This is a genomic window from Micromonospora sp. NPDC049201 (assembly GCF_055586805.1).
This window is the reverse complement of sequence record NZ_JBVJHM010000021.1, coordinates 36567-62125: the sequence shown is the minus strand read 5'-3', so window position 1 is coordinate 62125 and position 25559 is coordinate 36567. Positions and strand designations below refer to the sequence as shown.

22 protein-coding genes are annotated in these 25559 nt (G+C 72.7%); 13 read left to right on the top strand and 9 right to left on the bottom strand.

Annotated elements, in window-relative coordinates:
* Positions 1 to 45 precede the first annotated feature (45 nt).
* Complete coding sequence (gene recQ, locus ACZ6O5_RS30635) at positions 46 to 1887, bottom strand: DNA helicase RecQ (RefSeq protein WP_465981731.1); 1842 nt, start codon at positions 1885 to 1887, stop codon at positions 46 to 48.
* A 435-nt stretch (positions 1888 to 2322) separates the two neighbouring features.
* Here recQ and rapZ point away from each other — a divergent pair, with 435 nt between their 5' ends.
* The 8 genes from rapZ (at position 2323) to ACZ6O5_RS30595 (ending at position 9325) form a co-directional block, all read left to right on the top strand.
* Positions 2323 to 3207, top strand: coding sequence for an RNase adapter RapZ (rapZ, locus tag ACZ6O5_RS30630; protein ID WP_465981736.1), 885 nt, complete (start codon positions 2323 to 2325; stop codon positions 3205 to 3207).
* Positions 3204 to 4202 carry a gluconeogenesis factor YvcK family protein gene (locus ACZ6O5_RS30625; protein WP_357306317.1) on the top strand — a complete coding sequence of 333 codons (999 nt, stop codon included), beginning with the start codon at positions 3204 to 3206 and terminating at the stop codon, positions 4200 to 4202. Before rapZ ends, ACZ6O5_RS30625 begins: the two co-directional genes overlap by 4 nt.
* A 55-nt stretch (positions 4203 to 4257) precedes the next feature.
* Positions 4258 to 5238: a DNA-binding protein WhiA gene (gene whiA / locus ACZ6O5_RS30620; protein ID WP_343446065.1), complete on the top strand. Its 981-nt coding sequence runs from the start codon at positions 4258 to 4260 to the stop codon at positions 5236 to 5238.
* A 265-nt stretch (positions 5239 to 5503) separates the two neighbouring features.
* A complete protein-coding gene (gene gap / locus ACZ6O5_RS30615) occupies positions 5504 to 6508 on the top strand; it encodes a type I glyceraldehyde-3-phosphate dehydrogenase (RefSeq protein WP_107162499.1) in 1005 nt (334 codons plus the stop codon).
* Entirely contained in the window at positions 6505 to 7704 is a 1200-nt protein-coding gene (locus ACZ6O5_RS30610; RefSeq protein WP_465981728.1) for a phosphoglycerate kinase, read from the top strand. Before gap ends, ACZ6O5_RS30610 begins: the two co-directional genes overlap by 4 nt.
* The gene (tpiA, locus tag ACZ6O5_RS30605; protein ID WP_465981726.1) at positions 7705 to 8496 is read left to right on the top strand and encodes a triose-phosphate isomerase; all 792 of its coding nucleotides are present in this window, start codon (positions 7705 to 7707) and stop codon (positions 8494 to 8496) included. It begins immediately after the preceding gene.
* Positions 8497 to 8591: 95 nt separating this feature from the next.
* Positions 8592 to 8852 (top strand): preprotein translocase subunit SecG, encoded by a 261-nt coding sequence (gene secG, locus ACZ6O5_RS30600; RefSeq protein WP_091420428.1) that lies wholly within the window; start codon positions 8592 to 8594, stop codon positions 8850 to 8852.
* Between the two features lie 128 nt (positions 8853 to 8980).
* Complete coding sequence (locus ACZ6O5_RS30595; protein ID WP_281936352.1) at positions 8981 to 9325, top strand: RNA polymerase-binding protein RbpA; 345 nt, start codon at positions 8981 to 8983, stop codon at positions 9323 to 9325.
* A gap of 64 nt (positions 9326 to 9389) precedes the next feature.
* Here the strand turns inward: ACZ6O5_RS30595 and pgl are convergent, their stop codons facing one another.
* The 6 genes from pgl to tkt form a co-directional block, all read right to left on the bottom strand.
* Positions 9390 to 10160: a 6-phosphogluconolactonase gene (gene pgl, locus ACZ6O5_RS30590; RefSeq protein WP_465981724.1), complete on the bottom strand. Its 771-nt coding sequence runs from the start codon at positions 10158 to 10160 to the stop codon at positions 9390 to 9392.
* 48 nt (positions 10161 to 10208) lie between these two features.
* Positions 10209 to 11225 carry a glucose-6-phosphate dehydrogenase assembly protein OpcA gene (locus ACZ6O5_RS30585; protein ID WP_465981722.1) on the bottom strand — a complete coding sequence of 339 codons (1017 nt, stop codon included), beginning with the start codon at positions 11223 to 11225 and terminating at the stop codon, positions 10209 to 10211.
* Entirely contained in the window at positions 11222 to 12736 is a 1515-nt protein-coding gene (gene zwf, locus ACZ6O5_RS30580) for a glucose-6-phosphate dehydrogenase (RefSeq protein WP_396771707.1), read from the bottom strand. Before zwf ends, ACZ6O5_RS30585 begins: the two co-directional genes overlap by 4 nt.
* Positions 12737 to 12786: 50 nt before the next feature.
* Positions 12787 to 14355: a glucose-6-phosphate isomerase gene (locus tag ACZ6O5_RS30575; RefSeq protein ID WP_465981720.1), complete on the bottom strand. Its 1569-nt coding sequence runs from the start codon at positions 14353 to 14355 to the stop codon at positions 12787 to 12789.
* A 77-nt stretch (positions 14356 to 14432) separates the two neighbouring features.
* On the bottom strand, positions 14433 to 15611 hold the full coding sequence (gene tal / locus ACZ6O5_RS30570) for a transaldolase (RefSeq protein WP_465981718.1): 1179 nt from the start codon (positions 15609 to 15611) through the stop codon (positions 14433 to 14435).
* A 16-nt stretch (positions 15612 to 15627) separates the two neighbouring features.
* Positions 15628 to 17766, bottom strand: a complete 2139-nt coding sequence (gene tkt / locus ACZ6O5_RS30565) for a transketolase (protein WP_465981716.1) — start codon at positions 17764 to 17766, stop codon at positions 15628 to 15630.
* 265 nt (positions 17767 to 18031) lie between these two features.
* Between tkt and ACZ6O5_RS30560 the strand changes: the two genes are divergently transcribed.
* From ACZ6O5_RS30560 to ACZ6O5_RS30550, 3 genes are all read left to right on the top strand, one after another.
* Complete coding sequence (locus ACZ6O5_RS30560) at positions 18032 to 18991, top strand: heme o synthase (RefSeq protein WP_465981714.1); 960 nt, start codon at positions 18032 to 18034, stop codon at positions 18989 to 18991.
* A gap of 270 nt (positions 18992 to 19261) precedes the next feature.
* On the top strand, positions 19262 to 19594 hold the full coding sequence (locus tag ACZ6O5_RS30555) for a hypothetical protein (protein ID WP_465981712.1): 333 nt from the start codon (positions 19262 to 19264) through the stop codon (positions 19592 to 19594).
* Between the two features lie 13 nt (positions 19595 to 19607).
* Positions 19608 to 20525 (top strand): ATP-grasp domain-containing protein, encoded by a 918-nt coding sequence (locus tag ACZ6O5_RS30550; RefSeq protein ID WP_465981710.1) that lies wholly within the window; start codon positions 19608 to 19610, stop codon positions 20523 to 20525.
* Between the two features lie 35 nt (positions 20526 to 20560).
* Here ACZ6O5_RS30550 and ACZ6O5_RS30545 read toward each other — a convergent pair whose 3' ends face one another.
* Both ACZ6O5_RS30545 and ACZ6O5_RS30540 read right to left on the bottom strand, forming a co-directional pair.
* Positions 20561 to 22228 carry a right-handed parallel beta-helix repeat-containing protein gene (locus ACZ6O5_RS30545; RefSeq protein ID WP_465981708.1) on the bottom strand — a complete coding sequence of 556 codons (1668 nt, stop codon included), beginning with the start codon at positions 22226 to 22228 and terminating at the stop codon, positions 20561 to 20563.
* A gap of 79 nt (positions 22229 to 22307) precedes the next feature.
* Positions 22308 to 23270, bottom strand: a complete 963-nt coding sequence (locus tag ACZ6O5_RS30540; protein ID WP_465981706.1) for a COX15/CtaA family protein — start codon at positions 23268 to 23270, stop codon at positions 22308 to 22310.
* Positions 23271 to 23368: 98 nt separating this feature from the next.
* Between ACZ6O5_RS30540 and ACZ6O5_RS30535 the strand changes: the two genes are divergently transcribed.
* Together ACZ6O5_RS30535 and sufB are read left to right on the top strand one after the other, a co-directional pair.
* Positions 23369 to 24106: a helix-turn-helix transcriptional regulator gene (locus tag ACZ6O5_RS30535; protein WP_431937156.1), complete on the top strand. Its 738-nt coding sequence runs from the start codon at positions 23369 to 23371 to the stop codon at positions 24104 to 24106.
* Positions 24103 to 25533, top strand: a complete 1431-nt coding sequence (gene sufB / locus ACZ6O5_RS30530) for a Fe-S cluster assembly protein SufB (RefSeq protein WP_107162484.1) — start codon at positions 24103 to 24105, stop codon at positions 25531 to 25533. The genes ACZ6O5_RS30535 and sufB overlap by 4 nt, the downstream gene beginning before the upstream one ends.
* Positions 25534 to 25559 lie beyond the last annotated feature (26 nt).

Below are 25559 nucleotides of genomic sequence, written 5' to 3'. Positions count from 1 at the left end.
GCAACACCCGAAGGGCCGGCCCCGACAATGGGGTCGGCCCTTGCGTCACCCCTCCGCGAGTACGGCGAGGATGGCCTCGCCGTACTTGGCGAGCTTGTTCTCGCCCACGCCGTTGAACCGGGACAGCTCGGCCAGCGAGGTCGGTGGCTCGGCGGCGATCTGACGCAGCGTGGCGTCGTGGAAGACCACGTACGCGGGGACGCCCTGTTCCTTCGCGGTGGCCGCCCGCCACGCGCGGAGCCGCTCGAAGACCGGCGCGGCGGCGGGGGATAGGTCGGCGACGACGGTGGCCGCGCCCCGTGGCTTCGCGGCCCGGCCGGACAGCGGGCGTTCCGGCTCCTTGCGCAGGGTGACCGAACGCCGTCGGCCGAGCACGTCCGCGCTGGCCTCGGTCAACGCCAGCGTGCCGTAGTCGCCCTCGACCGCGAGCAGACCCTCGGCGAGCAGTTGCCGGACCACGCCGCGCCACTCGGTGTCGCGTAGCTCGGTGCCGATGCCGAACGTGCTCAGCGCGTCGTGCCCGTGCTGGTCGATCTTGTCGGTGTGCTTGCCGAGCAGGATGTCGATGCTGTGCCCGGCGCCGAACCGCTGGTTGCGCTCCCGGTCGAGCCGGTAGACGGTGGAGAGCAGCTTCTGCGCGGCGACCGTGCCGTCCCAAGACTCCGGCGGGTCCAGGCAGGTGTCGCAGTTGCCGCAGGTCGACGCCCCGGTCTCGCCGAAGTAGTCGAGTAGCTGGGCCCGGCGGCAGCGGACCGTCTCACAGAGCGCCAGCATCGCGTCGAGGTGGGCGGCCAGGTTGCGCCGGTGCGCCAGGTCGCCCTCCGACGTCTCGATCATCTTGCGCTGCTGCACCACGTCCTGGAGCCCGTACGCCAGCCAGGCCGTGGACGGCAGCCCGTCACGGCCGGCGCGACCGGTCTCCTGGTAGTAGCCCTCCACCGACTTGGGCAGGTCGAGGTGGGCGACGAAGCGTACGTCGGGCTTGTCGATGCCCATGCCGAACGCGATGGTGGCCACCATGACCAGCCCGTCCTCGCGCAGGAAGCGCTGCTGGTTGGCGGCGCGGGTCGCCGCGTCCAGGCCGGCGTGGTAGGGCAGCGCCGGGATGCCGTTGGCGACCAGGAACTCGGCGGTCTTGTCCACCGAGGCGCGGGACAGGCAGTAGACGATGCCGGCGTCGCCCGGGTGCTCGTCGCGCAGCAGGCTCAGCAACTGCCGGCGCGGTTCCCGCTTCGGCACGATGCGGTACTGGATGTTGGGCCGGTCGAAGCTGGCCACGAAGTGCCGGGCGTCGGTGAGCTGGAGCCGGGTGGCGATCTCGGTGCGGGTGGCCCGGGTCGCGGTGGCGGTCAGCGCGATGCGCGGCACCTGCGGCCAGCGTTCGTGCAGCATCGACAGGTTGAGGTAGTCGGGGCGGAAGTCGTGCCCCCACTGGGAGACGCAGTGCGCCTCGTCGATCGCGAACAGCGCGATCCTGCCGCGTTCCAGCAGGCCGAGCGTGGAGCGCACGGCCAGTCCTTCCGGGGCGAGGTAGAGCAGGTCCAGCTCGCCGGCGAGGTAGGCCGCCTCGACCCGGCGGCGCTGTGCCGCGCCCTGGGTCGAGTTGAGGAACCCGGCCCGCACGCCGACCGCGGTGAGCGCGTCGACCTGGTCCTGCATGAGCGCGATCAGCGGCGAGACGACCACCGCCACGCCGTCGCGGACCAGCGCGGGGATCTGGTAGCAGAGCGACTTGCCGCCCCCGGTGGGCATCAGCACCAGCGCGTCGCCGCCGGCCACCACGTGCTCGATGATGTCCTGCTGGACACCGCGGAACGCGTCGTAGCCGAAGACCCGGCGCAACACGTCCAGCGCGCCCTCGACCCGTTGCTCGGTGGGGGAGACCATCCGCGCAGTCTACGAGCGCCCGCCGACACCGCCACGGAAGCCGCCCGCCCGCGCCGCCGCCGCGCCCAACCCTTGCCCCCGCCCGTTTCACGGAAACAGTGGCTGTCGCCGCCGGAACAGCCACTGTTTCCGTGAAACAGCGGGGAGCGCCCGGGGGGAGCGCCCGGGGGAGCGCCCGGGGGAGCGCCCGCGGGGAGACGGGTGGGGAGACGGGCGGGGAGAGGTCGGGTGGGGGACGGGGGGAGGAGGCGGGTGGAACTGGACGAGCAGGTGTTCCGGGGGTCACCCCGTGGAATCCCGCCCGGGGTCGCAGCCGTTAGAGTCGTCGACTGACCATGTGCGGCCGACCGGCCGCGGCGCCACGGCTTGGGGGTACATCGGGTGAGCGAGGCGCGGACGGCGGAGGGCCTGGTGCCGACCGGCACGGAGACAGCGGTGGGGCGGCCGGCGCCGACCGAGGCGGAGACGTCCCTGGTGGTGGTGACCGGCCTCTCCGGAGGCGGGCGCAGCACGGTGGCGCGGGCCCTGGAGAACGTCGGCTACTACGTGGTCGACAACCTGCCCCAGGCGCTGCTGCTGGACATGGCCGAGCTGGCGTTCAAGGCCGGCGGCGCGGCCCGGCGTACGGCGATGGTGCTGGACGTGCGCTCGCGTGCGTTCTCCACGGACCTGGCCGGCGCGATCCGGGAGCTGCGCGAGCGCGGCTTCTCGCCCCGGGTGGTCTTCGTCGACGCCGACGACGAGGTGCTGATCCGCCGGTTCGAGAGTGTGCGCCGCTCGCACCCGTTGCAGGGCGACGGACGGCTGGCCGACGGCATCGCGGTGGAGCGGGCGCTGTTGGAGGAGGCCCGCGACCAGGCCGACGTGATCATCGACACCAGCCACCTGAACGTCAACCAGCTCCGCCGCCGGGTCGAGGAGCTGTTCGGCGGCGAGGACGCCCGCCGGCTGCGGATCACCGTGCTCTCGTTCGGCTTCAAGTACGGCCTTCCGCCGGACGCCGACTTCGTGATGGACGCCCGCTTCCTGCCCAACCCGTACTGGGTGCCGGAGCTGCGTGAGCACACCGGCCGGGAGGAGGGGGTCAGCGCGTACGTGCTGGGGCAGGAGGGCGCGGACGCGTTCGTCGCCGGCTACGCCGACCTGGTCAACGCCACCACTGCCGGTTTCGAGCGGGAGGGCAAGCGCTACCTGACCGTGGCCGTGGGCTGCACCGGCGGCAAGCACCGCAGCGTGGCGATCGCCGAGGAGTTGGCCGTGCGGCTGCGCGCGTCCGGCATCGCCGCCAACGCGCAGCACCGGGACCTGGGGCGGGAATGACCCCGACCAGGGTGGTCGCGTTCGGCGGCGGGCACGGGTTGTCCGCGTCGCTGCGGGCGCTGCGGCACTGCGTACCCGGACTGGACCTGGACATCACCGCGGTGGTCACGGTCGGCGACGACGGCGGCTCCAGCGGCCGGCTGCGTGCCGAGCGCGGCGGCCTGCCCCCGGGTGACCTGCGGCAGGCGCTCGTCGCGCTCTCCGGTGACCATCCCGCGACCCGGCGCAGCGCGGCGCTGTTCCAGCACCGCTTCGCCGCCGCCACGCCCGCGCCGGCGCTCGGCGCGCCGCCCGCCGCGGTGGGTGACCCGCTCGCCGGCCACGCGGTCGGCAACCTGCTGCTGCACGGGCTGACCGAGCTGCTCGGCGATCCGGTGGCCGCGCTTGACCACGCCGGGGCGATGCTCGGCGCGGTCGGCCGGGTGCTGCCGATGTCCCGCCAGCCGGTGGGCATCGAGGCCCGGGTCCGCGGCGTCGACCCGGAGCACCCCGACGAGGTACGCACGGTGCGCGGCCAGCACCAGGTCGCGGTCACGACCGGCATGGTGGAGTCGCTGCGGCTCACCCCGGCCGCGCCGGCCGCGTGCGCCGAGGCGGTGACCGCGGTACGCGCCGCCGACTGGTTGATCTTCGGACCGGGGAGCTGGTACACCAGCGTGCTGCCGCACCTGCTGGTGCCCGGCCTGGCCGACGCGATCGTGTCCAGCCCGGCGCGGCGGCTGGTGACGCTGAACCTGGTGGCCGAGAAGGAGACCTCCGGGCTCTCCCTGCCCGACCATCTGGACACCCTGCGGCGCTATCTGCCCGAGCTGAAGGTGGACATGGTGCTCGCCGACTCGACGGCGGTGGGTGATCCCGCGGCGGTCGAACGTGCGGCAGAATCGCTTGGTGCCCGGCTGGTCCTCGCCCCCGTCGCCGTCGTCGACGGCACGCCCCGTCATGATCCGGCCGCCCTGGGCGCCGCACTGGTGCCGGTCCTGGGCGCCGATCGTTAGACACGTACGTAATCACCGGCGACACGCCGGAACCGGTCCGTGAGGGGGCGCTGGAATGGCGATGACGGCTGCGGTCAAGGACGAGCTGAGTCGGGTCGACGTGCCCAAGCCCTGCTGCCGGCGGGCGGAGATGGCTGCCCTGCTGCGCTTCGCCGGCGGCCTGCACATCGTGTCGGGGCGCGTGGTGGTGGAGGCCGAGCTGGACACCGGTGCGGTGGCCCGCCGGCTACGGCGGGAGATCGCCGAGGTCTACGGCTACCCGAGTGAGATCCACGTGCTCGCCTCGGGCGGCCTGCGCAAGGGCAGCCACTTCATCGTGCGGGTGGTCAAGGACGGCGAGGCGCTCGCCCGGCAGACCGGCCTGCTGGACGTGCGGGGCCGCCCGGTGCGGGGCCTGCCGCCGCACGTGGTGGCCGCCAACGTCTGCTGCGCGGTCTCCGCCTGGCGCGGCGCGTTCATGGCGCACGGCTCGCTGACCGAGCCGGGCCGCTCCAGCGCGTTGGAGATCACCTGCCCCGGCCCGGAGTCGGCGCTCGCGCTTGTCGGCGCCGCCCGCCGGCTCGGCATCACCGCCAAGAACCGCGAGGTGCGGGGCGTGGACCGGGTGGTGGTGAAGGACGGCGACGCGATCGCCGCGCTGCTCACCCGCATCGGCGCGCACTCCAGCGTGCTGGCCTGGGAGGAGCGCCGGGTCCGCCGGGAGGTGCGCGCCACCGCCAACCGGCTGGCCAACTTCGACGACGCGAACCTGCGCCGCTCGGCGCGCGCCGCGGTGGCCGCCGCCGCCCGGGTCACCCGGGCGCTGGAGATCCTCGCCGACGACGCGCCCAACCACCTGACCTCGGCCGGCCGGCTGCGGCTGGAGCACCGCCAGGCGTCACTGGAGGAGTTGGGCGCGCTCGCCGAGCCGCCGTTGACCAAGGACGCCATCGCCGGCCGGATCCGCCGGCTGCTCGCGCTCGCCGACAAGCGGGCCCGTGACCTCGGCATCCCGGATACCGAAGCGGCCGTCACGCCGGACATGCTCGTGGTCTGATAGGACGGAGGGGGCGGCGTCACGCGTTCGGGATCACCACCCGGCGCAACGCGCCGCCACGCGCTCGGATAGGGTCGCTGCGTACGGCAAGGGGGCCGGCACAGGCACTCCTCGCCGCACTCACCGCCTCGGGCGGTCAGGTCCCCAGGACCGCGGCGGGGTGGCCGAGATGACATCGTCAACGGCCGGCTCCAACGGTCGGCGCACACACCTCCGCCGGCTGTGGTCTGACGCCGGCGGACCAGAACGCGAGGAGATGGAACCTGTGACCATCCGGGTTGGCATCAACGGCTTCGGCCGGATCGGCCGTAACTTCTTCCGGGCAGTGCTGGCGTCCGGCGCCGACATCGAAATCGTCGCGGTCAACGACCTGACCGACAACGCGACGCTCGCCCACCTTGTCAAGTACGACAGCATCCTGGGTCGCCTCCCGCACGAGGTGAAGGCCAGCGCCGACGAGATCACCGTGGGCGGCAAGGCCATCAAGGTGTTCGAGGAGAAGGACCCCGGCAAGCTGCCGTGGAGCGAGGTCGGCGTCGACGTCGTCATCGAGTCCACCGGGTTCTTCACCGACGCCACCAAGGCGAAGGCGCACATCGACGGCGGGGCCAAGAAGGTCATCATCTCCGCGCCGGCGAAGAACGAGGACGTCACCGTGGTCATGGGCGTCAACCAGGACCAGTACGACCCGGCCAAGCACAACATCATCTCGAACGCCTCCTGCACCACCAACTGCCTCGCCCCGATGGCGAAGGTCCTCCAGGACACGTTCGGCATCACCAAGGGTCTGATGACCACCATCCACGCGTACACGCAGGACCAGAACCTGCAGGACGCGCCGCACAAGGACCTGCGCCGGGCCCGGGCCGCCGCGCTCAACATCGTGCCGACCTCGACCGGCGCCGCGAAGGCCATCGGCCTGGTGCTGCCGGAGTTGAAGGGCAAGCTCGACGGTTACGCGCTGCGGGTGCCGATCCCGACCGGTTCGGCCACCGACCTGACCGTCGAGGTCGGCCGGGAGACCACCGTGGACGAGGTCAACGCCGCGATCAAGGCCGCCGCGGAGGGCCCGCTCAAGGGCGTCCTGGTCTACAACGAGGACCCGATCGTCTCCGCCGACATCGTCACCGACCCGGCGTCGTGCATCTTCGACGCGCCGCTGACCAAGGTGATCGGCAACCAGGTCAAGGTCGTCGGCTGGTACGACAACGAGTGGGGCTACTCCAACCGCCTCGTCGACCTGGTCAAGCTGGTGGGTTCCTCGCTGTGACGATTCGTAACCTCGACGACCTGCTCGCCGAGGGGGTGTCGGGTCGGCGCGTGCTGGTGCGCGCCGACCTGAATGTCCCGCTCGACAAGCAGACCGGTGACATCACGGACGACGGCCGGATCCGGGCCGTGCTGCCGACGCTGAGCGCGTTGGTGCAGGCCGGTGCGAAGGTGGTCGTCTGCTCGCACCTGGGCCGTCCGAAGGGCGCGCCGGACCCGCAGTTCAGCCTCCGCCCGGTCGCCGGGCGGCTCGGTGAGCTGCTCGGCGCCCCGGTCCACTTCGCCGAGGACACCGTCGGCGACTCGGCACAGTCGACCGTGGCCGACCTGGCCGACGGTCAGGTCGCGCTGCTGGAGAACCTGCGGTTCAACAAGGGCGAGACCAGCAAGGACGAGGCCGAGCGGGGCGCGTTCGCCGACCAGCTCGCGGCGCTCGGTGACGCGTACGTCGACGACGCGTTCGGCGCGGTGCACCGCAAGCACGCCAGCGTGCACGACGTGCCGGCCCGGCTGCCGCACGTGGCCGGCCGTCTGGTGCTGCGCGAGGTGGAGGTGCTCAGCAAGCTGACCGGCGCGCCCGAGCGGCCGTACGTGGTGGTGCTGGGCGGCTCGAAGGTCTCCGACAAGCTGGCCGTGATCGAGGCGCTGCTGCCCACCGTCGACCGGCTGCTCATCGGCGGCGGGATGTGCTTCACCTTCCTCAAGGCCCAGGGCCACGAGGTGGGCTCCTCGCTGCTGGAGGAGGAGATGGTGGAGACCTGCCGGAACCTCCTGGAGCGCTCCGACGGCAAGATCATGCTCCCGGTCGACGTGGTGGCCGCGGACGCCTTCGCCCCGGACGCCGCGCACGACACCGTGCCGGCCGACGGCATCCCCAGCCACCGGCTGGGGCTGGACATCGGCCCGGAGACGGTGGCCGGCTTCGCCGCCGCGCTGTCCCAGGCGAAGACGATCTTCTGGAACGGCCCGATGGGCGTGTTCGAGATGGCGGCGTTCGCCAACGGCACCCGCGGGGTGGCCGAGGCGATCACCAAGACGGACGCGTTCAGCGTGGTGGGCGGCGGTGACTCCGCCGCGGCGGTGCGCGCCCTGGGTCTGGACGAGTCCTCGTTCGGGCACATCTCCACCGGTGGCGGCGCCTCCCTGGAATACCTGGAGGGCAAGACCCTCCCCGGCATCGCGGCTCTGGAGAACTGAATGGCGAGCACCACCCGCCGGCCGCTGATGGCCGGCAACTGGAAGATGAACCTCAACCACCTCGAGGCGAACCTGCTGGTGCAGAAGCTGGCCGCGAGCCTGACCGAGAAGCAGCTCACCGACGTCGAGTGCGTGGTGCTGCCGCCCTTCACCGACCTGCGCACGGTGCAGACCGCGGTGGACGGCGACAAGCTGCTGATCGGCTACGGCGCGCAGGACCTGTCGCCGTTCCCGTCCGGGGCGTACACCGGTGACATCGCCGGGCCGATGCTGTCGAAGCTGGGCTGCGGGTACGTGGTGGTCGGCCACTCCGAGCGGCGGCAGTACCACGGCGAGGACGACGCGCTTGTCAACGCGAAGGTGGCGGCGGCGCTGGCGAACGGTCTCACGCCGATCCTCTGCATCGGTGAGGGCCTGGCGGTCCGCGAGCAGTCGGGACAGGTGGCGCACTGCTGCGACCAGCTCGACGGCGCGCTGAAGGGCCTCACCGCCGAGCAGGTCACCAAGGTCGTCGTCGCGTACGAGCCGGTCTGGGCGATCGGCACCGGCAAGACGGCGACGCCGGAGGACGCGCAGGAGGTCTGTGGCGAGGTGCGCAAGCGGCTCGTGGCGACCTACGACGAGACCACCGCCCAGCAGGTCCGGATCCTCTACGGCGGGTCGGTCAAGTCGTCGAACGTCGCCGCGATCATGGTCCAGCCGGACGTGGACGGGGCTCTGGTCGGGGGCGCCAGCCTCGACGCGGAGGAGTTCGCGCGGATCTGTCGGTTCCCGGAGCACACGGCCCGCTGATCGCTCGCTATCCTTGACGCTGCCCGTCCACCGGTCGGTGCCGCAGTGCCCGACAGGCCCGGGCAGTGATCGCAACGAGAGGACTGACCCCCGCCATGCCGATCTGGTTCGCCTACACGATGATCACCTTGCTGGTCATCACCAGCGTGCTGCTCACCCTGCTGATCCTCCTGCACCGCGGTAAGGGCGGCGGCTTGTCGAGCATGTTCGGCGGCGGCGTCAGCTCCAGCCTGGCCGGTTCCTCCGTGGCCGAGAAGAACCTCGACCGCTACACCGTTCTGGTGGGGATCGTCTGGTTCGCGTGCATCGTCGGGCTCGGCCTCTGGCTGCGCCTCCAGATGGCCAGCGGCACCTGAGCGAGCGCGTCTACGCGTACAATCTGCGCGCGGTCCGTCACGGACCGCGCGCAGTTTTGTTCCGCCGCCCGTCGCCCGCCGCCGACCCCTTCCGGCGGCGGCCCCTTCGACGACAGGGAGCGCGCAACGTGCCCAGCAACAACGTCATCCGCGGCACCCGGATCGGGTCCGCCCCTGAGCGTTTCGACCAGCGGGCCGAGCCGGCGCCGCGCCGGCCGGTCGTCTACTGGTGCCGCCACGAGCACCGGGTCGAGTTCCTGATCGCCGCCGAGGCGGAGACCCCGGCGTCGTGGGACTGCCCCCGCTGCGGCGAGCCCGCCGGCCCCGACCCGGGCAACCCGCCGGGCCGCACCCGCGCCGAGCCGTACAAGACCCACCTGGCGTACGTGCAGGAGCGGCGTACCCCCGAGGAGGGGGAGGCGTTGCTGGCCGAGGCCCTGGCCGCCCTGCGCCACCGCCGAGGCCGCGCCTGACGCGAGGCGTCAAGAAGGGGCCCCTTCTCTACCGGAAACGTTAAGAAGGGCCCCTCCTCACACCTCAGCGGAGGCTGCGGGCGCGGGGCGGGACGTGGGCCGCGGCGGCGCGGTCGAGCAGCCAGAGAGTGCGGGAGACGCCGTGCACGCCGGCCGCCGGCAGTTGCACCGACCCGGCCCCGGCCAGCGCCATGCCGACCGCCCGGGCCTTGTCCGTCCCGGCGGCGATCAGCCACACCTCCTCGGCCGTGTTGATCGTCGGCAGCGTCAGCGTGGTCCGTACCGGCGGCGGCTTCGGGCTGCCGCGTACCGCGCTGACCGGGCGGCTGTCGTGGTGCACCGGGTGCTCCGGGAACACGGACGCCACATGCCCGTCCTCACCGACGCCGAGCATCAGCACGTCGAAGTGGGGCAGCGTGGCGTGCCCCGGCCGGGCGGCGGCGGCCAGCTCACGCGCGTACCCGGCGGCGGCGGCCTCCGGGTCGTTGCCGGCCGGACCGTCTGACGCCGGCATCGGGTGCACCCGGGCCGGGTCCAGCGGCACCGCGTCCAGCAGCGCCGCCCGGGCCTGGGTCTCGTTGCGTTCCGGGTCGCCGGCCGGCAGGAACCGCTCGTCACCCCACCAGACGTCGACCCGCGACCAGTCCACGGCGTCCCGCGCGGGGAGCTGGCCGACCGCCCGGTACACCGCCGCGGCGATCCGCCCGCCGGTCAGCACCACCGACGCCTGACCGCGCTCGGCCTGCGCGTCGAGCAGCTTCACCACCAGCCGGGCCGCCACCGCCTGCGCCAGCAGGTCGGGGTCGGCGTGTACGGCGACACTCGCCTCAGTCATCCGTCGTGCCCTCGTGTCTCTGTGTGTCCGGTCGCCCGGTCCGGGCGGTCACTCGTTCGCGGTCGCGCCCGCGTGCGCGGTCACGCCCGCCTCGGCCCGCTGGGCGGTCGCCGGATCCTTCCACACGTGCACCCGCTGGGCCGCCCGCTGGTCCAGCCCGGTCAGCCCGGCGGTCGCGCCGAGCGCCTCGGCGTACACCTGGTCGGCGTCGAGCCGGCGCAACTCCTCGGCCAGCTCGTCGCCGAGCGGCCGACGGACCAACGGCAGCGTCCGGTCCTCCTGCCCGGTACGCCGGAACCGGGCCACGCTGTCGTCCCGGGTGAGCGTCAGCTCGTCGCCGTTGGCGCAGCGCAGCTGCACCTCACGCATGCGCGGGTACTCGTCGGAGTGCTCCCAGGCCGGCTCGATGCCGAGGCGTGCGGTCAGCCAGCCCCGCATCAGCGCCGCGGTCGGGTCGGTGCGCGGTGCCACCACCGTCGCCTCGGTGACCCGGGCCTGGGTGGTGTCGAACGCGCCGGCGACAAGCGTGCGCCACGGGGTGATCCGGGTCCAGGCCAGGTCGGTGTCGCCCGGCGCGTAGTCGCGGGCCCGCTGCCGCAGCGCGGCGATCGGGTCGGCGGCCTGCGCCGAGTCGGTGATCCGCCGGTCGGCCACCACACCGAGGAAGTCGGTGGCGATCTCCTCCGGCGGCTCGCCGTGCCACCAGGTCACCACCGGCACGTCCGGCACCAGCAGCGGCATCACCACGGACTCGGCGTGCAGCGCGAGCCGGCCGTACATCCGGGTCACCACCGCCTCGCAGGGGCCGAGCCGGCCGCCCACCACGATCTCCGCGTCCAGCCGGTTGCGGTCCCGCTCGATGTCGGAGCGGACCACCACGAGCAGCCGGCAGGGGTGCGCGGCGGCGGCGATGGTGGCCGCCGCCTCGGCCTCCCGGACCCGCTTCTCGTCCACCACGACGATGAGCGTGAGCGCCATGCCGCTGGCCACCCCGCCCGCGCTGCGCCGCTCGGCGGCCAGCGCCTTGACCACCTCGTTGCCGGTGGTGTCCCACAGTCCGATCATGCTCTTCTCCAAGCTCTTCCCTCGGCGGCCAGCATCTCGTCGGCGGCCCGGGGACCCCACTCGCCGGCCCGGTACGGCTCCGGCGTGGTGCCCTCCCAGGCGTGCTCCAGCGGGTCCACCACCTGCCAGCTCTGCTCCACCTCGGCGGCGTCCGGGAACAGCGTCCGGTCGCCGATGAGCACGTCCAGCACCAGCCGCTCGTACGCCTCGGGGCTGGACTCGGTGAACGCCTCGCCGTACTGGAAGTCCATCGCGATGTCGCGGACCTCCATGGTGGTGCCCGGGACCTTGGAGCCGAACTTCAGCACCACGCCCTCGTCCGGCTGCACCCGGATAACGAGCTGGTTGGCGCCGAGGGACTCCATGTCGGCCGGGTTGAACGGCAGGTGCGGCGCCTTCTTGAACATGATGGCCACCTCGGTGACCCGCCGGGGCAGCCGCTTGCCGGCGCGGATGTAGAACGGCACGCCGGCCCAACGCCGGTTCTGGATGGCCAGCTTCACCGCCACGTACGTCTCGGTGGTGGAGTCCTCCGGGACGTCCTCCTCCTCCAGGTAGCCCTTGGCGCGCTCGCCGCCCACCCAGCCGGGCAGGTACTGCCCGCGCACGGTGTCCCGGGCGACGTCCCGGGGCACGGCGATGGCCTTGAGCACCTTCAGCTTCTCGGCCCGGATCTCGTCGGCGTCGAAGCTGGTCGGCTCCTCCATGGCGACCAGGGCGAGCAGTTGGAGCAGGTGGTTCTGGAGCACGTCGCGGGCGGTGCCGACCGAGTCGTAGAACGCGGCCCGGGTGCCGATGCCGACGTCCTCGGCCATGGTGATCTGCACCGAGTCGACGTACTTGGAGTTCCACAGCGGCTCGAACAGGTTGTTGGCGAACCGCAGCGCCAGGATGTTCTGGACCGTCTCCTTGCCCAGGTAGTGGTCGATCCGGAAGACGTCCTGCCGGGTGAAGACGTCGTCGACCAGGTCGTTGAGCGCCTTGGCCGAGGGCAGGTCGTTGCCGAACGGCTTCTCCACCACCACCCGCCGCCAGCCGCCGGACTTCTCGTTGTCGGCCATGCCGGTGCGGGCGAGCTGCTTGAGCACCACCGGGAAGGCGGCCGGCGGGATGGAGAAGTAGAACGCGGCGTTGCCGTGGATGCCGTGCGTGTCGCGCAGCTCGTCGAGCGTGGTGGCGAGGTGGTCGAACGCGGCGTCGTCGTCGAACGAGCCGCCGACGAACTTGATGTTGCCGACCAGCCGGGCCCAGACCTCCTCGCGCCACGGGGTGCGGGCGTGCTTCTTGGCCGCGTCGTGGGCCAGCGACTCGAAGTCGCCGTCGCCCCAGTCGCGCCTCGCGAAGCCCAGCACCACGAAACCGGGCGGCAGGAGCCCCCGGTTCGCCAGGTCGTAGACCGCCGGCAACAACTTCTTGCGGGCCAGGTCCCCGGTGACCCCGAAGATCACCAGGGCGCACGGCTCGGGGATCCGCGGCAGCCGCCGGTCCTGGGGGTCGCGCAGCGGGTTCACCGGGCCACCTCCTCCTGCATCTCGGTCCACTGATTCCAGGTCATTGATCGTCACGTACGTGTCCGTCCGGCCGTATCCAGCAGCTGGGCGACGCCGGCCGCCCGCTCGGTCAGGTGTAGTCGCAGCACCGGTCGCTCCCGGCCGGTCAGGGCCCGCCGGTCGCCGGCGGCCTGGGCCGCCTGGAGTTCCGCGAAGGTGTACGGGCGACCCGGCACCTCCAGATCACCGGTGCGGTCACCGGTGATCTGGAGGTGCCGGGCGCGCCCGTCGGGGTGGTCCGGATGGCGGGGGCCCCACCCGAAGGTCACCGGCCGCCCGGTGACGCGGGCCAGCAGCGGGCGTAGCCCGGCCACCGCCCCGTCGACCCGCCGGTCGAGGTACGCGGTCACCGCGAGGTGCTCGTCGGGGGCCAGCCCGTCGGCCAGCCAGCGCAGCGCGCCGGCCAGGTCGCCGGGGGCGCCGGCCGGGGCGTACACCTCGACCGCGCCGTCGACCGACGACGGCGGTCCGTCCGCCGGCGCGGGCACGTCGTCGTCGACGCCCACCGGCTCCGCGAACGGGTCGACCCGCAGCGCCACCGCGGCGGTCGCGGCAGCGTACTCCCAGGTGAGGAACTGGGCGCCGAGCGGCCCGTTGACCGCCACGTCGGCGGCCACCCCGGGCCCCACGCCCGCGCCGAGCGCGCCGCCCAGGCCGATCGTGAGCACGCCCGGACCCCCGACGCCGGGCGCGTCCGGGGCCTCCGCCGGGACCGGCAGCAACCGCCCGCCGGTCGCGGCGGCGAGCAGCGCGCCGGCCCAGTGGCGCAACCCGTCGAGGCCGGTGCCGTCGGGCACCAGCGCCACGGTGGCCCGACCGTGCTCCGCCGCCCCGGCCAGCGCCGCGCCGAGCGCGAGACCGGGATTGTCCCGTTCCCGGTCGAGCGCGCCGGCCAGCGCCGCCGCCTCGTCCAGCAACTCGGTCACCGGCGCGCCGGCGAGCGCGGCCGGGACCAGGCCGAACGCGGCGAGCGCGGACCAGGGCCCAGCCACCTGCGGGTCGGCCGGGATCAGCACCGCGCCCAGCTCGTCGGCGAGCGCCTCCAGCGCCGACCCGGGCGGGGTGACCACCACCAGGTGCCGGGCCGCCTCCGGCCCGGCGTCGTGCCAGGACTGCCGGAACGCCCGCAGGTGGGCGTCGGTGGTCCGGTCCAGGTCCCGGCCGGCGAGCACCAGCACGGTACGCGCCGGCCGGTCGGCCAGCGCCGCCCGGACCGGCCCCGGATCGGCCGTGTCGAGCACGGTCAGCGGCCGACCCAGGCAGTCGGCGATCACTCCGGCGGCCGACGTCACGCCGCCGGGACCGGCGAGCACCACGTGGTCCAGGTCGCCCAGTTCGGCGGTCAGCTCGGCGAGCTGGGGGAGCAGTTCCCGGCTGCGGCAGTGGGTGTCCAGCCAGCCCAGCCGGGTGCGGGCCGCCGCCTCGGCCCCGGCCCCCCAGAGGGTCGGGTCCTGGGCGGCCAGCCGCGCGGGGACGTCGCGGGCGACCAGCGCGGCGCGGGCGGACGGGTCCACCCCGTCCGCGCCGTGCACGGCCAGGCCGGCGGCGGCCTCCGCCGGCCTGGCGAGCAGGTCGTCCACCTGATCACCTCACCCGTTCCCCGGGACGGCGGGACGCGTCCCGGGGCCGGGCCCCGGGACGCGTCGGGCGCCGTCTGTCACGCGTTACCGCCGGCCTGCTGGGCGTTGCGCGCGTTGCCCTCGGCGGCCCGGTGCGGGCTGCCGGTGCCCTTGGCCGCCTCGGCGAGGGACTTCTTGACGCCCTCCAGCAGCTCCAGCCAGCTCGCCTCGAACTTCTCCACGCCCTCCTTCTCCAGCGTGGCGATCACGTCGGCCAGGTCCACGCCGGCGGACTCCAGGTCGGCGAAGACCTGCCGCGCGTCGTCGTACGCGCCGGTGATCGTGTCCGCCTGGGTCTCGCCGTGGTCGGCGTAGGCGTGGACGACCGGCTCCGGCATGGTGTTGACCGTGCCGGGGGCGATCAGCTCCTCGACGTAGATGACGTCCCGGTAGTCCGGGTTCTTCGTCGAGGTGGAGGCCCACAGCGGGCGCTGCGGGTGGGCGCCCGCGTCGGCCAGCTTCTGCCAACGCGCGGAGGAGAACACCTCGCCGTACCGCTCGTACGCCAGCCGGGCGTTGGCCACCGCGGCCTTGCCGCGCAGCGACTTGGCCTGGTCGGAGCCGATCTTCTCCAGCCGCTTGTCGACCTCGCTGTCGACCCGGGAGACGAAGAACGAGGCGACCGAGCCGATCTTCGACAGGTCGTGCCCGTTCGCCTGCGCCTGCTCCAGGCCGGCCAGGAACGCGTCCATGACCTGCGAGTAGCGGTCCAGCCCGAAGATCAGCGTGACGTTCACGCTGATCCCCTCCGCCAGCGTCTTCGTGATCGCCGGCAGGCCCTCCTCGGTCGCCGGGATCTTGATGAAGAGGTTCGGCCGGTCGACCAGCCACCACAGCGCCTTGGCCTCGGCCGCGGTCTTGTCCGCGTCGTGCGCCGAGCGCGGGTCCACCTCGATCGAGACCCGGCCGTCCACGCCGGCGCTCGCGTCGTACGACGGGCGCATCACGTCGCAGGCCCACCGCACGTCGTACGTGGTGAGCATGCGGACCGCCTCCTCGACGTCCACGTCGCGGGTGGCGAGGTCACGGAGCTGCCAGTCGTACTCGTCGGCGTCGCTCAGCGCCTTGGCGAAGATCGTCGGGTTGGTGGTCACGCCGGCCACGTGGCTCTCCCGGCGGAGCTTGTCCAGCCCGCCGGAGCTCAGTCGTACCCGGGAAAGATCGTCGAGCCAGATCGCCACCCCGGCGTTCTGGAGCTCGCTCAGCCTGTCCGTCATGCCGTCCACGCTCCCCTCAGTTGCCGGTCGTGAAACCGGTGATGTCGCCCACCCGGGTGAGCGCCGCGTGCGCGGCGGCCACGATCCGGTCGGGGGTGAACCCGAACTGCTCGAAGAGCACGGTGTGGGGCGCGCTGGCGCCGTAGTGCTCGATGCTCACGCACTCGCCGCTGTCCCCGACGATCGCCCGCCAGGACATCGCGATGCCCGCCTCCACGCTCACCCGTGCCTTTACCCCGCGCGGCAGCACCGACTCCCGGTACGCCTCGTCCTGCGCGAAGAACCATTCCTGGCACGGCATGGACACCACCCGGGTCGGGGTGCCGTCGGCCTCCAGCCGCTCCCGGGCGGTGAGGCAGAGCTGCACCTCCGAGCCGGTGCCGACGAGGATCACCTGCGGCTTGCCGTTGGACGCCTCGGCCAGCACGTACCCGCCCTTGGCGGTGCCCTCGGCGGGGCCGAACTCGGCGCGGTCGATCGTCGGCAGCGCCTGCCGGCTCAGCGCCAGCGCGGTCGGCCGGTCGGTGTGCTCCAGCGCCTGCCGCCACGCCCACGCGGTCTCGTTGGCGTCGGCCGGGCGGACCACGTCCAGGCCGGGGATGGCCCGCAGCGCGGACAGGTGCTCGATCGGCTGGTGCGTCGGGCCGTCCTCGCCGAGGCCGATCGAGTCGTGCGTCCAGACGTAGGTCACCGGCAGCTTCATCAGCGCGGCGAGCCGCACCGACGGGCGCATGTAGTCGCTGAACACCAGGAACGTGCCGCCGTAGGGGCGGGTGCCGCCGTGCAGCGCGATGCCGTTGAGGATCGAGCCCATGCCGTGCTCACGGATGCCGAAGTGCAGCGTGCGGCCGTACTCGTCGCCCGGGAAGTCCTTGGTGGCGTGCCCGGCCGGGACGAACGACGGCTCGCCCTTCATGGTGGTGTTGTTGCTCTCGGCCAGGTCGGCCGAGCCGCCCCACAGCTCCGGCAGCACCGGGGCGAGCGCCTCCAGGACCTTGCCGGAGGCGGCCCGGGTGGCGACGCCCTTGGCGTCCGCCGGGAAGGTCGGCAGCGCGTCGGTCCAGCCGGTCGGCAGCGTACGGGTGGCCATCCGCTCCCACAGCGCCCTGCGCTCCGGGTTCGCCTGCGCCCAGGCGTCGAACCGGGTGTCCCACTCGGCCTGCGCCTCGGCGCCGCGCTCCAGCACCTGGCGGGCGTGCTTGAGCACCTCCTCGTCGACCTGGAAGGTCTGCTGCGGGTCGAAGCCGAGGATCTCCTTGGTGGCCTTGACCTCGTCGGCGCCGAGCGCCGAGCCGTGGATCTTGCCGGTGTTCTGCTTGTTCGGCGCGGGCCAGCCGATGATGGTGCGCAGCGCGATGAACGAGGGCTTGCCGGTCTCCGCCTTGGCGGCCAGCAGCGCCTGGTAGAGCGCCTCCACGTCCTCGTGGTAGTCGCCCTGGTCGGCGTCGCCGGTGCGCCAGTCGACGGTCTGCACGTGCCAGCCGTACGCCTCGTAGCGGGCCGCCACGTCCTCGCTCTTGGCGATCCGGGTGTCGTCCTCGATCGAGATCTCGTTGTCGTCGTAGATCACGCAGAGGTTGCCGAGCTGCTGGTGGCCGGCGAGCGCGCTCACCTCGTGGGTGATGCCCTCCTCGATGTCGCCGTCGGAGGCGATGCACCAGATGTCGTGCCGGAACGGCGAGTCGGCGCGGTCCGGCTCGGGGTCGAACAGGCCCCGCTCGCGGCGGGCCGCCATGGCGAAGCCCACCGCGTTGCCGAGCCCCTGGCCCAGCGGCCCGGTGGTGGTCTCCACGCCCGGGGTGTGGCCGTGCTCCGGGTGGCCCGGGGTGAGCGAGCCCCACTGGCGCAGCGCCTTGAGGTCGTCCAGGGCCAGCGGGTAGCCGGAGAGGAAGAGCTGGATGTAGAGCGTCAGGCTGGAGTGCCCGGCGGACAGGACGAACCGGTCGCGGCCGGGCCAGTTCGGGTCGGCCGGGTTGTGGCGCATGACGCGGTTGAAGAGCAGGTACGCCGCCGGGGCGAGGCTCATCGCCGTGCCCGGGTGGCCGTTGCCGGATTTCTCCACGGCGTCCATGGCCAGCACGCGGACCGTGTCGACGGCCCTGCGGTCGAGGTCGGACCAGTTGAGAGCGGGAAGCTCGGGTCGTTTCGCAGCCACGATGGTTGTGCTCCTCGGCAGATGGGCGGAACCCTCACTGATGACCCTATCGAGCGGCGCTAAACGTCCGCCCGGGGATCTCGGCATGGTCTTCACTACGGGCGCGGCCGGCCCGGTCGTTCAACCCCGGGTGTGACGGCCCGCACCGTTGCCGGGTCTGCGGGGCAGCCAAAACGACGACGCGTAGTGTGTGGGGCGGTGTGTGGACCCGGGCTCGGGTCCGGGCCGATCGATCTCCCTTGCCGAAGCCGGAAGGTGGCAATCCGTGAGCATGATCACCGAGCGCCCCGTCAGCAACCCTGCCGGGAAGTCGCCGGTGGGCTCGGTGACGGAGGCGTCGGCGACCGACCGGCGGGACGTGCGCGGCGTGGTGGCCGCGTACGTGGCGCTGACCAAGCCGCGGATCGTCGAGTTGCTGCTGGTGACCACCGTGCCGGCGATGATGCTCGCGGACGGTGGCCTGCCGTCGCTGTGGCTGGTGGCCGTGGTGCTGATCGGCGGCTCGCTCGCCGCCGGCGCGGCCAGCGTCCTCAACTGCTACATCGACCGCGACATCGACCAGTTGATGCGGCGCACCAAGCGCCGGCCGCTGCCCGCGCACACCGTGTCGCCGCGCAACGCGTTGGTCTTCGGGCTGGTGCTGGCGGCGGTGTCGGTGGCGCTGATGGCGGCGACCACCAACTGGCTGGCGGCCGGTCTGACGCTCGCCGCGATCGCCTACTACGACCTGGTCTACACGCTGTGGCTGAAGCGCACCACGGCCGCCAACACGTTCTGGGGCGGCGTCTGCGGGGCCGCGCCGGTGCTGATCGGCTGGGCCGCGGTCACCGGTTCGCTGTCGCCGGCCGCGTGGGGCCTGTTCGCGGTGGTCTTCTTCTGGCAGATGCCGCACTTCTACGCGCTGGCCATCAAGTACAAGGACGACTATGCGCGGGCCGGCATCCCGATGCTGCCGGTGGTGGCGTCGGTCCGGCGGGTCAATGTGGAGATCATCGCGTTCTCCTGGCTGACGCTGCTGTCGTCGCTGGCGGTCTGGCCGCTGGGGATGAGCCCGATCTACGGCGTGACCGCGTTGGTGGTCGGCGGGATCTTCGTGGTCGAGGCGCACAAGCTGTGCCGGCGGGCGGCGCGCGGCGAGGCGGTCAAGCCGATGCGGCTGTTCCACTGGTCCACCACGTACCTCACGATCCTCTTCGCCGCCGTCGCCCTGGACGCGCTGATCTGAGCCGGCCCCGCCCCTGGGCCAGGGCTCGCCCGTCCGCGAGATTGCGGTGTTCCGCCGTGGGACGGGTTCATCAGAATGTCTTCCCGCGTGCCCCCGGAGGGGAGCAACCTGGACAGACCGTGACGATCCCCGGCGGTCATTCTGTCCGTTAATAGGCGGGTGAATACCGACAAATTTCCTGTGCATCTTCTTAAACGCGCGGGTAATTGGCATCACATTCAGTTCATGGTTCTCGCACATCCGGGTGGAAGTCTGCATAGGCTTCGCGTCATGGCAGATGGTTCCGATACGACGCTGACGACTGAGCAGACCACCGAGCAGGCCTCCAAGGGCCTGGTCGCGGGCATCAAGTCGTTCGCCGCCGGACACGGCGGCGCGAAGGCGGTCATCGAGTACGTCGGCAAGCGCGGCGCACGGATCGTCCTCGTGGGTTCCGACGGGGTGTGGGCCGACCAGTTCGCCGACGGCACGGACGTCGCGCGGCAGGCCTGCGCGGAGGCCGGGGTCGATGTCGAGAACGCCTGGGAGCGTGAGCTGATGGACCAGATGCGTCCGAGCAACGACCTCTGGCGGTCGATGGCCCGACGCACGATGGCCCGTTGACACACATAACCGCATGACCGACCACCACCAGTCGACCCGGGGGGAACCCCGGGTCGCTTTCGTCACCTGCGCCGCCCTGCCCGATCTCGACCCGGACGACCGGCTCGCGCTCGGCCCGCTCGCCGCACGCGGCGTCGCCGTCGACGGCGCGGTCTGGGACGACCCGGCCGTGGACTGGTCCCGGTACGACCTGGTGCTGCTCCGCTCCCCCTGGGACTACGCGCTGCGCCGCGACGAGTTCGTCGCCTGGGCACGCGGCGTGCCGACCCTGCTCAACCCGGCCGACGTGGTCGCCTGGAACACCGACAAGCGTTACCTGGCCGAGCTCTCCGCCGCCGGAGTGCCCACCGTGCCGACCACCTGGCTCGCGCCGGGGGAGAGCTGGCCGGCGCCCGCCGACGGCGAGTTCGTGCTCAAGCCGGCGGTCAGCGCCGGCAGTCAGGACACCGGCCGCTACGACCTGGCCGACCCGGAGCACCGCGAGCTGGCGTCGGCGCACGTGCGGCGGCTCGGTGCCGCCGGGCGGTTCACCATGGTCCAGCCGTACCTCGACGCGGTGGACACCGCCGGGGAGACCGCGCTGCTCTTCCTGGCCGGCCGCGACGGCCTGGCGTTCAGCCACGCGATCCGCAAGGGCCCGATGCTGACCGGCCCGGACCGGGGTGAGGCCGCGCTCTACAAGGAGGAGCGGATCGACGCCCGCGCCGCGACGCCGACGCAGCGGGCCGTCGCGGAGCAGGTGCTGGCCGCCGTCCCGGGCGGCGCCGACCGGCTGCTCTACGCCCGGGTCGACCTGATTCCCGGCCCGGACGGCGCGCCCGTGCTGGTCGAGCTGGAGCTGACCGAGCCGAGCCTGTTCGTCGGGTACGCCGAGGGCGCGCCCGACCGGCTCGCCGACGCGGTCATGTCCCACCTGGGCCGCCGCCGCTGACCGCGCCGCCGCCACGGGCCGGGTGTGCGGGCACGTCAGTCGCGGTCGGTGTGGTTGCGGTCCCAGCGTCCGCCGATCGGCGGGGTGTCCAGCCGCACCGCGGCCACCGTGCCGGCCAGGTCGTTGTCCTCGACCGCGCACGACACGCAGCTACCCGCCTCGGTGATCCACAGCCCGTACGCCTGGGTGTCGGCGTCCCGGTGCCAGATCCGGTTGTCGCGCACGGTGGCCGAGTCGAACGGGGCGGCGACGGTGATCCCGGCGCAGGCCGGCGGCCCGGCGGGCAGCTCGTACGCGGACCCCGGCGCCGGGGTGGCCTCGTTCCAGCCGGTGGCGCCGTCCGGGCGCACCTCGGCCAGGGAGAGCCGGTCGGCGGTGTTGTCGGCGACCACCGCGGCCCGGGTGCCGACCCGGACGACCTTCCCGCGGTGCCCGCCGGGCGGCCAGTCCGCGTGGGCGTCGGTGACCTCGCGCGGGCCGTAGCGGACCGCGTCGCCCGAGCCCCGGTGGGCGGGCGCGGACCGCTGCCCGTTGTCCCGGATGCGGTTGCCGACGATCGACGCGTCCAGCATCGGCCGGTCGATCCGGATGCCGTCCAGCGCGTTCTCCCGGATGTCGTTGTCCTGGATCACCACGTCCGCCGCCGCCCCCCGGTAACCGTGGCCGAGGTCGTGCTCGTGGTAGCCGTACCCGCCGTTGTTGCTGATCCGGTTGCCCTGCACCGCGTACGGGCCGGGGGTGTTGCCCATGCTGATGCCGTCGCCGACGTTGCAGTCGATCACGTTGCCGGTGAGCAGGCCGCCGCGCCCGGCGACCCCGGCGGTGCCGTTCGCCGAGACGTCGAAGCCGGCCTCCAGGTTGTTGGTCATGGTGCAGCCGGAGACGATCAGTCCGTCCGCGCCCCAGTCCGAGATGCCGAACCGGTTGGCCTGGCTGTGGCAGCCGATGATGCGGATGCCGCGCGGCGGGTCCCAGTAGTCCTTCTGGAGTTCCAGGAAGATCCCGTTGGTGCCGTTGCCGACCGTGGTGCAGTTGGCGATGGTGAGGCGCTCCACGGCCCCCCAGCCGCCGATGCCGACCCCGATCCCGGCGCCGCCCATCTGCTGGCCGTTGTCCAGCCGGCCGCAGCCCACCACCACCACGCCGTCGATCAGGCTGTCCTGGAGGAAGTCGCAGCCGAGACCGGTGGCGCCGGTGTGGTGGATGTAGAGGTTGCGGAACACGCCCCGCACCACGTACTGCAGGCCCAGGCCCTTGGCCAGGTAGTCGTACTCGGCCAGGCCCACGCCCGAGCCGTCGATCTCGAAGTCGGCGAACGTGCAGTCGGCGATGTGCCGGTCCCGGTCCGCGCCGTGCTGCACGGTCGTCCAGTAGGCGAGCGGCACCGGGGCGGCGCGGTTGCCCTCGTTGCTGAGCAGGAACCGGGTCGCCGCCGATCCGGCGCCGATCAGGGACACCCCGCTGCGCCAGACCGTGCCGGCGTCGCGGATCGAGTAGAGGCCGGGCGGGCAGTGGATGACCCGGGCCCGGCCGTCGGCGTCGTAGCCGGCGCCGAGGCGGTCCACCAGCGCGGCCAGGGCCGGCTGGTCGTTGGTGACCCCGTCCCCGGTGAGGCCGTGCTCGCGGGCGTCGCACCACAGCGGCGCGCCGGCCACCGGCGTCAGCCGCTGCGGGGTGGACGTGGCAAGGCCCTTGCGCGACACCGGCGGCTCCCCTCGGGCGTACGGTCCGTCGTCCGGACCGCATTCCCGCTCCCGCCGGGCGGTAACGCCCGGTCCGGCCTCAGGCGGCGACGCCCACCGGCTCGGCGGCGGGCGTCGCCGGTGCCTCCGGGGCGGCCGGGAGCCGTTCCCGGGTGGCCCAGAGCACGCCCAGCGTGGCCAGCAGCACCAGGCAGGAGCCGAGCATGTGCGCGGCGACCAGGACCGCCGGCAGGTGGGTGAAGTACTGGACGAAGCCGATCAGGCCCTGGCCCAGCTCGACCGCGAGCAACACCCCGGCGGCCCGCGCGGCCCGCGCCGCGCCCACCGCCCGGAACGCGAACAGCAGCGCCACCGAGAGGCCGATCAGCAGGAAGACGCCGTCCGCGTGCACCTGCGAGATCGCCTCCGGGTCGAGCCCGTTGCGGGCCGCGCCGTGGTCGCCGGCGTGCGGTCCGCTGCCGGTCACCCAGGTGCCGACCACCAGCACGGCCGCGCCGACCACGACCGTGATCAGGGCGAGGGTACGCAGCGGCGCCGGCACGGTCGGCGTCACCGGCCCGTCCGGCTCCACGGTGCGCCGCCAGAGCGCGTACGCGGCGGCGATCACCACCATCGAGGCGAGGAAGTGCAGCCCGACCACCCACGGGTTGAGGTTGGTGAGCACGGTGATCCCGCCGAGCACCGCCTGGGCCGGGATGCCGAACAGCACGCCCACGGCCAGCGGCAGCAGCCCCCGGCGGCGCGGGCGCTGGGCCAGCACGGCCAGCACCACGGCGAGCGCGATGATCCCCACCGCGAACGTCAACAGCCGGTTGCCGAACTCGATCACCCCGTGCACGCCCATCTCGGACGTGGTGGTGTAGGACTCGTCGGTGCACCGGGGCCAGGTGGGGCAGCCGAGGCCGGACGCGGTGAGCCGGACCGCCCCGCCGGTGACCACGATCGCCACGTTCGCGATGATCGAGGTGTACGCGAGCCGACGCAGCAGCGTGGGGGAGACCGGGAACCGGACGGAACGCTTCACGGAGCGAATCCTACGCACCGTAGTGGACCACGATCGGGCGACTCCGCCAGTGCGGTGGTCGGGATCACCGGACCCCGGGTTTGCGGGCCCCGGCCGAATTACGTAACGTTGCTGTTGTGAAAAACGCGGCAGCGCTGTCCGAGGGGTCGGTGACCGGTACGGTCGTCGGCGCGCCGGCCGCTGCCGACCTGTCGACCCGGGACCGGGTCACCCAGCTCCTGCTGGAGCGGGGCGCGACCACCGCCGCGCAGCTCGGTTCGGCGCTCGGCCTCAGCCCGGCCGCGATCCGCCGCCACCTCGACGCGATGCTCGCCGACGGGGACGTGCTCGCCCGGGAGCAGGCCGTGCGCGGCAGCCGGGGGCGGGGCCGGCCGGCCAAGGTCTTCGCGCTGACCGAGGCGGCCAGGGTGCGGTGCGGCACCCACCACTACGACAACATGGCCACCGCCGCGCTGCGGTGGATCGCCCGCACCGGTGGCGCCGAGGCGGTCGCGGAGTTCGCGGCCGACCAGGTCGCCGCGCTGGAGAACCGCTGCCGGGCCGCCATGGAGGACGCCGGTGACGCCCCGATCGCACGGGCCGAGGCGCTCGCCGGGGCGCTGACCGCCGAGGGTTACGCTGCCAACGCGTCCACGATCGCCTCCGGCGGCCAGCTCTGCCAGCACCACTGCCCGGTGGCGCACGTGGCCGCCGAGTTCCCCCAGCTGTGCGAGGCCGAGACCGCGGTGATCTCCCGCCTGGTCGGCACCCACGTGCAGCGCCTGGCCACCATCGCGCACGGCGACGGCGTGTGCACCACGCACATTCCCGCCCAGTCCGGTTCCACCGTCTCCACTGTGAGGACAGATAGATGACCGAGCAGATCGTCCAGCCCCTGACCCAGGAGGAGCAGCTCGCCGCCCTCGGTCGTTACGAGTACGGGTGGGCCGACCCGGACGTCGCCGGGGCCGCCGCCCAGCGTGGTCTGAACGAGGCGGTGGTGCGGGACATCTCGGCCAAGAAGAACGAGCCGGCCTGGATGCTCGACCTGCGGCTGAAGGGCCTGCGGCTGTTCGGCCGCAAGCCGATGCCGGCCTGGGGCGCGGACCTCACCGGGATCGACTTCGACAACATCAAGTACTTCGTCCGGTCCACCGAGAAGCAGGCCACCAGCTGGGAGGACCTGCCGGAGGACATCAAGAACACCTACGACCGGCTGGGCATCCCGGAGGCGGAGAAGCAGCGGCTGGTCGCCGGCGTCGCGGCGCAGTACGAGTCCGAGGTCGTCTACCACAAGATCCGTGAGGACCTCGAGGAGCAGGGCGTCGTCTTCCTCGACACCGACACCGCGCTGCGCGAGCACGAGGACGTCTTCAAGGAGTACTTCGGCACGGTGATCCCGGTCGGCGACAACAAGTTCGCCGCGTTGAACACCTCCGTCTGGTCCGGTGGCTCGTTCATCTACGTGCCGAAGGGCGTGCACGTGGAGATCCCGCTGCAGGCCTACTTCCGGATCAACACGGAGAACATGGGCCAGTTCGAGCGGACGCTGATCATCGTCGACGAGGGCGCGTACGTGCACTACGTCGAGGGCTGCACCGCGCCGCTCTACTCCTCCGACTCGCTGCACAGCGCGGTCGTGGAGATCGTGGTCAAGAAGAACGCGCGGTGCCGCTACACCACCATCCAGAACTGGTCGAACAACGTCTACAACCTGGTCACCAAGCGCGCGGTGTGCCACGAGGGCGCGACCATGGAGTGGGTCGACGGCAACATCGGCTCCAAGGTCACCATGAAGTACCCGGCGGTCTACATGACCGGCGAGCACGCCAAGGGTGAGGTGCTCTCGGTGGCCATGGCCGGTGAGGGTCAGCACCAGGACGCCGGCGCCAAGATGGTGCACGCCGCGCCGCACACCTCCTCGACCATCGTGTCGAAGTCGATCGCCCGGGGTGGTGGCCGCACCTCCTACCGCGGCCTGGTGCAGGTGCTGGAGGGCTCGCACAGCAGCCGTAGCACGGTCAAGTGCGACGCGTTGCTTGTCGACACCATCTCCCGCTCCGACACCTACCCGTACGTCGACATCCGCGAGGACGACGTGTCGATGGGGCACGAGGCGACCGTCTCCAAGGTCAGCGACGACCAGCTCTTCTACCTGATGAGCCGCGGTCTGAGCGAGGACGAGGCGATGGCGATGATCGTGCGCGGTTTCATCGAGCCGATCGCCAAGGAGCTTCCGATGGAGTACGCGCTGGAGCTGAACCGCCTGATCGAGCTGCAGATGGAGGGCGCGGTCGGCTGACGCCGCCCGCGTCGGGCCGGGCCTCG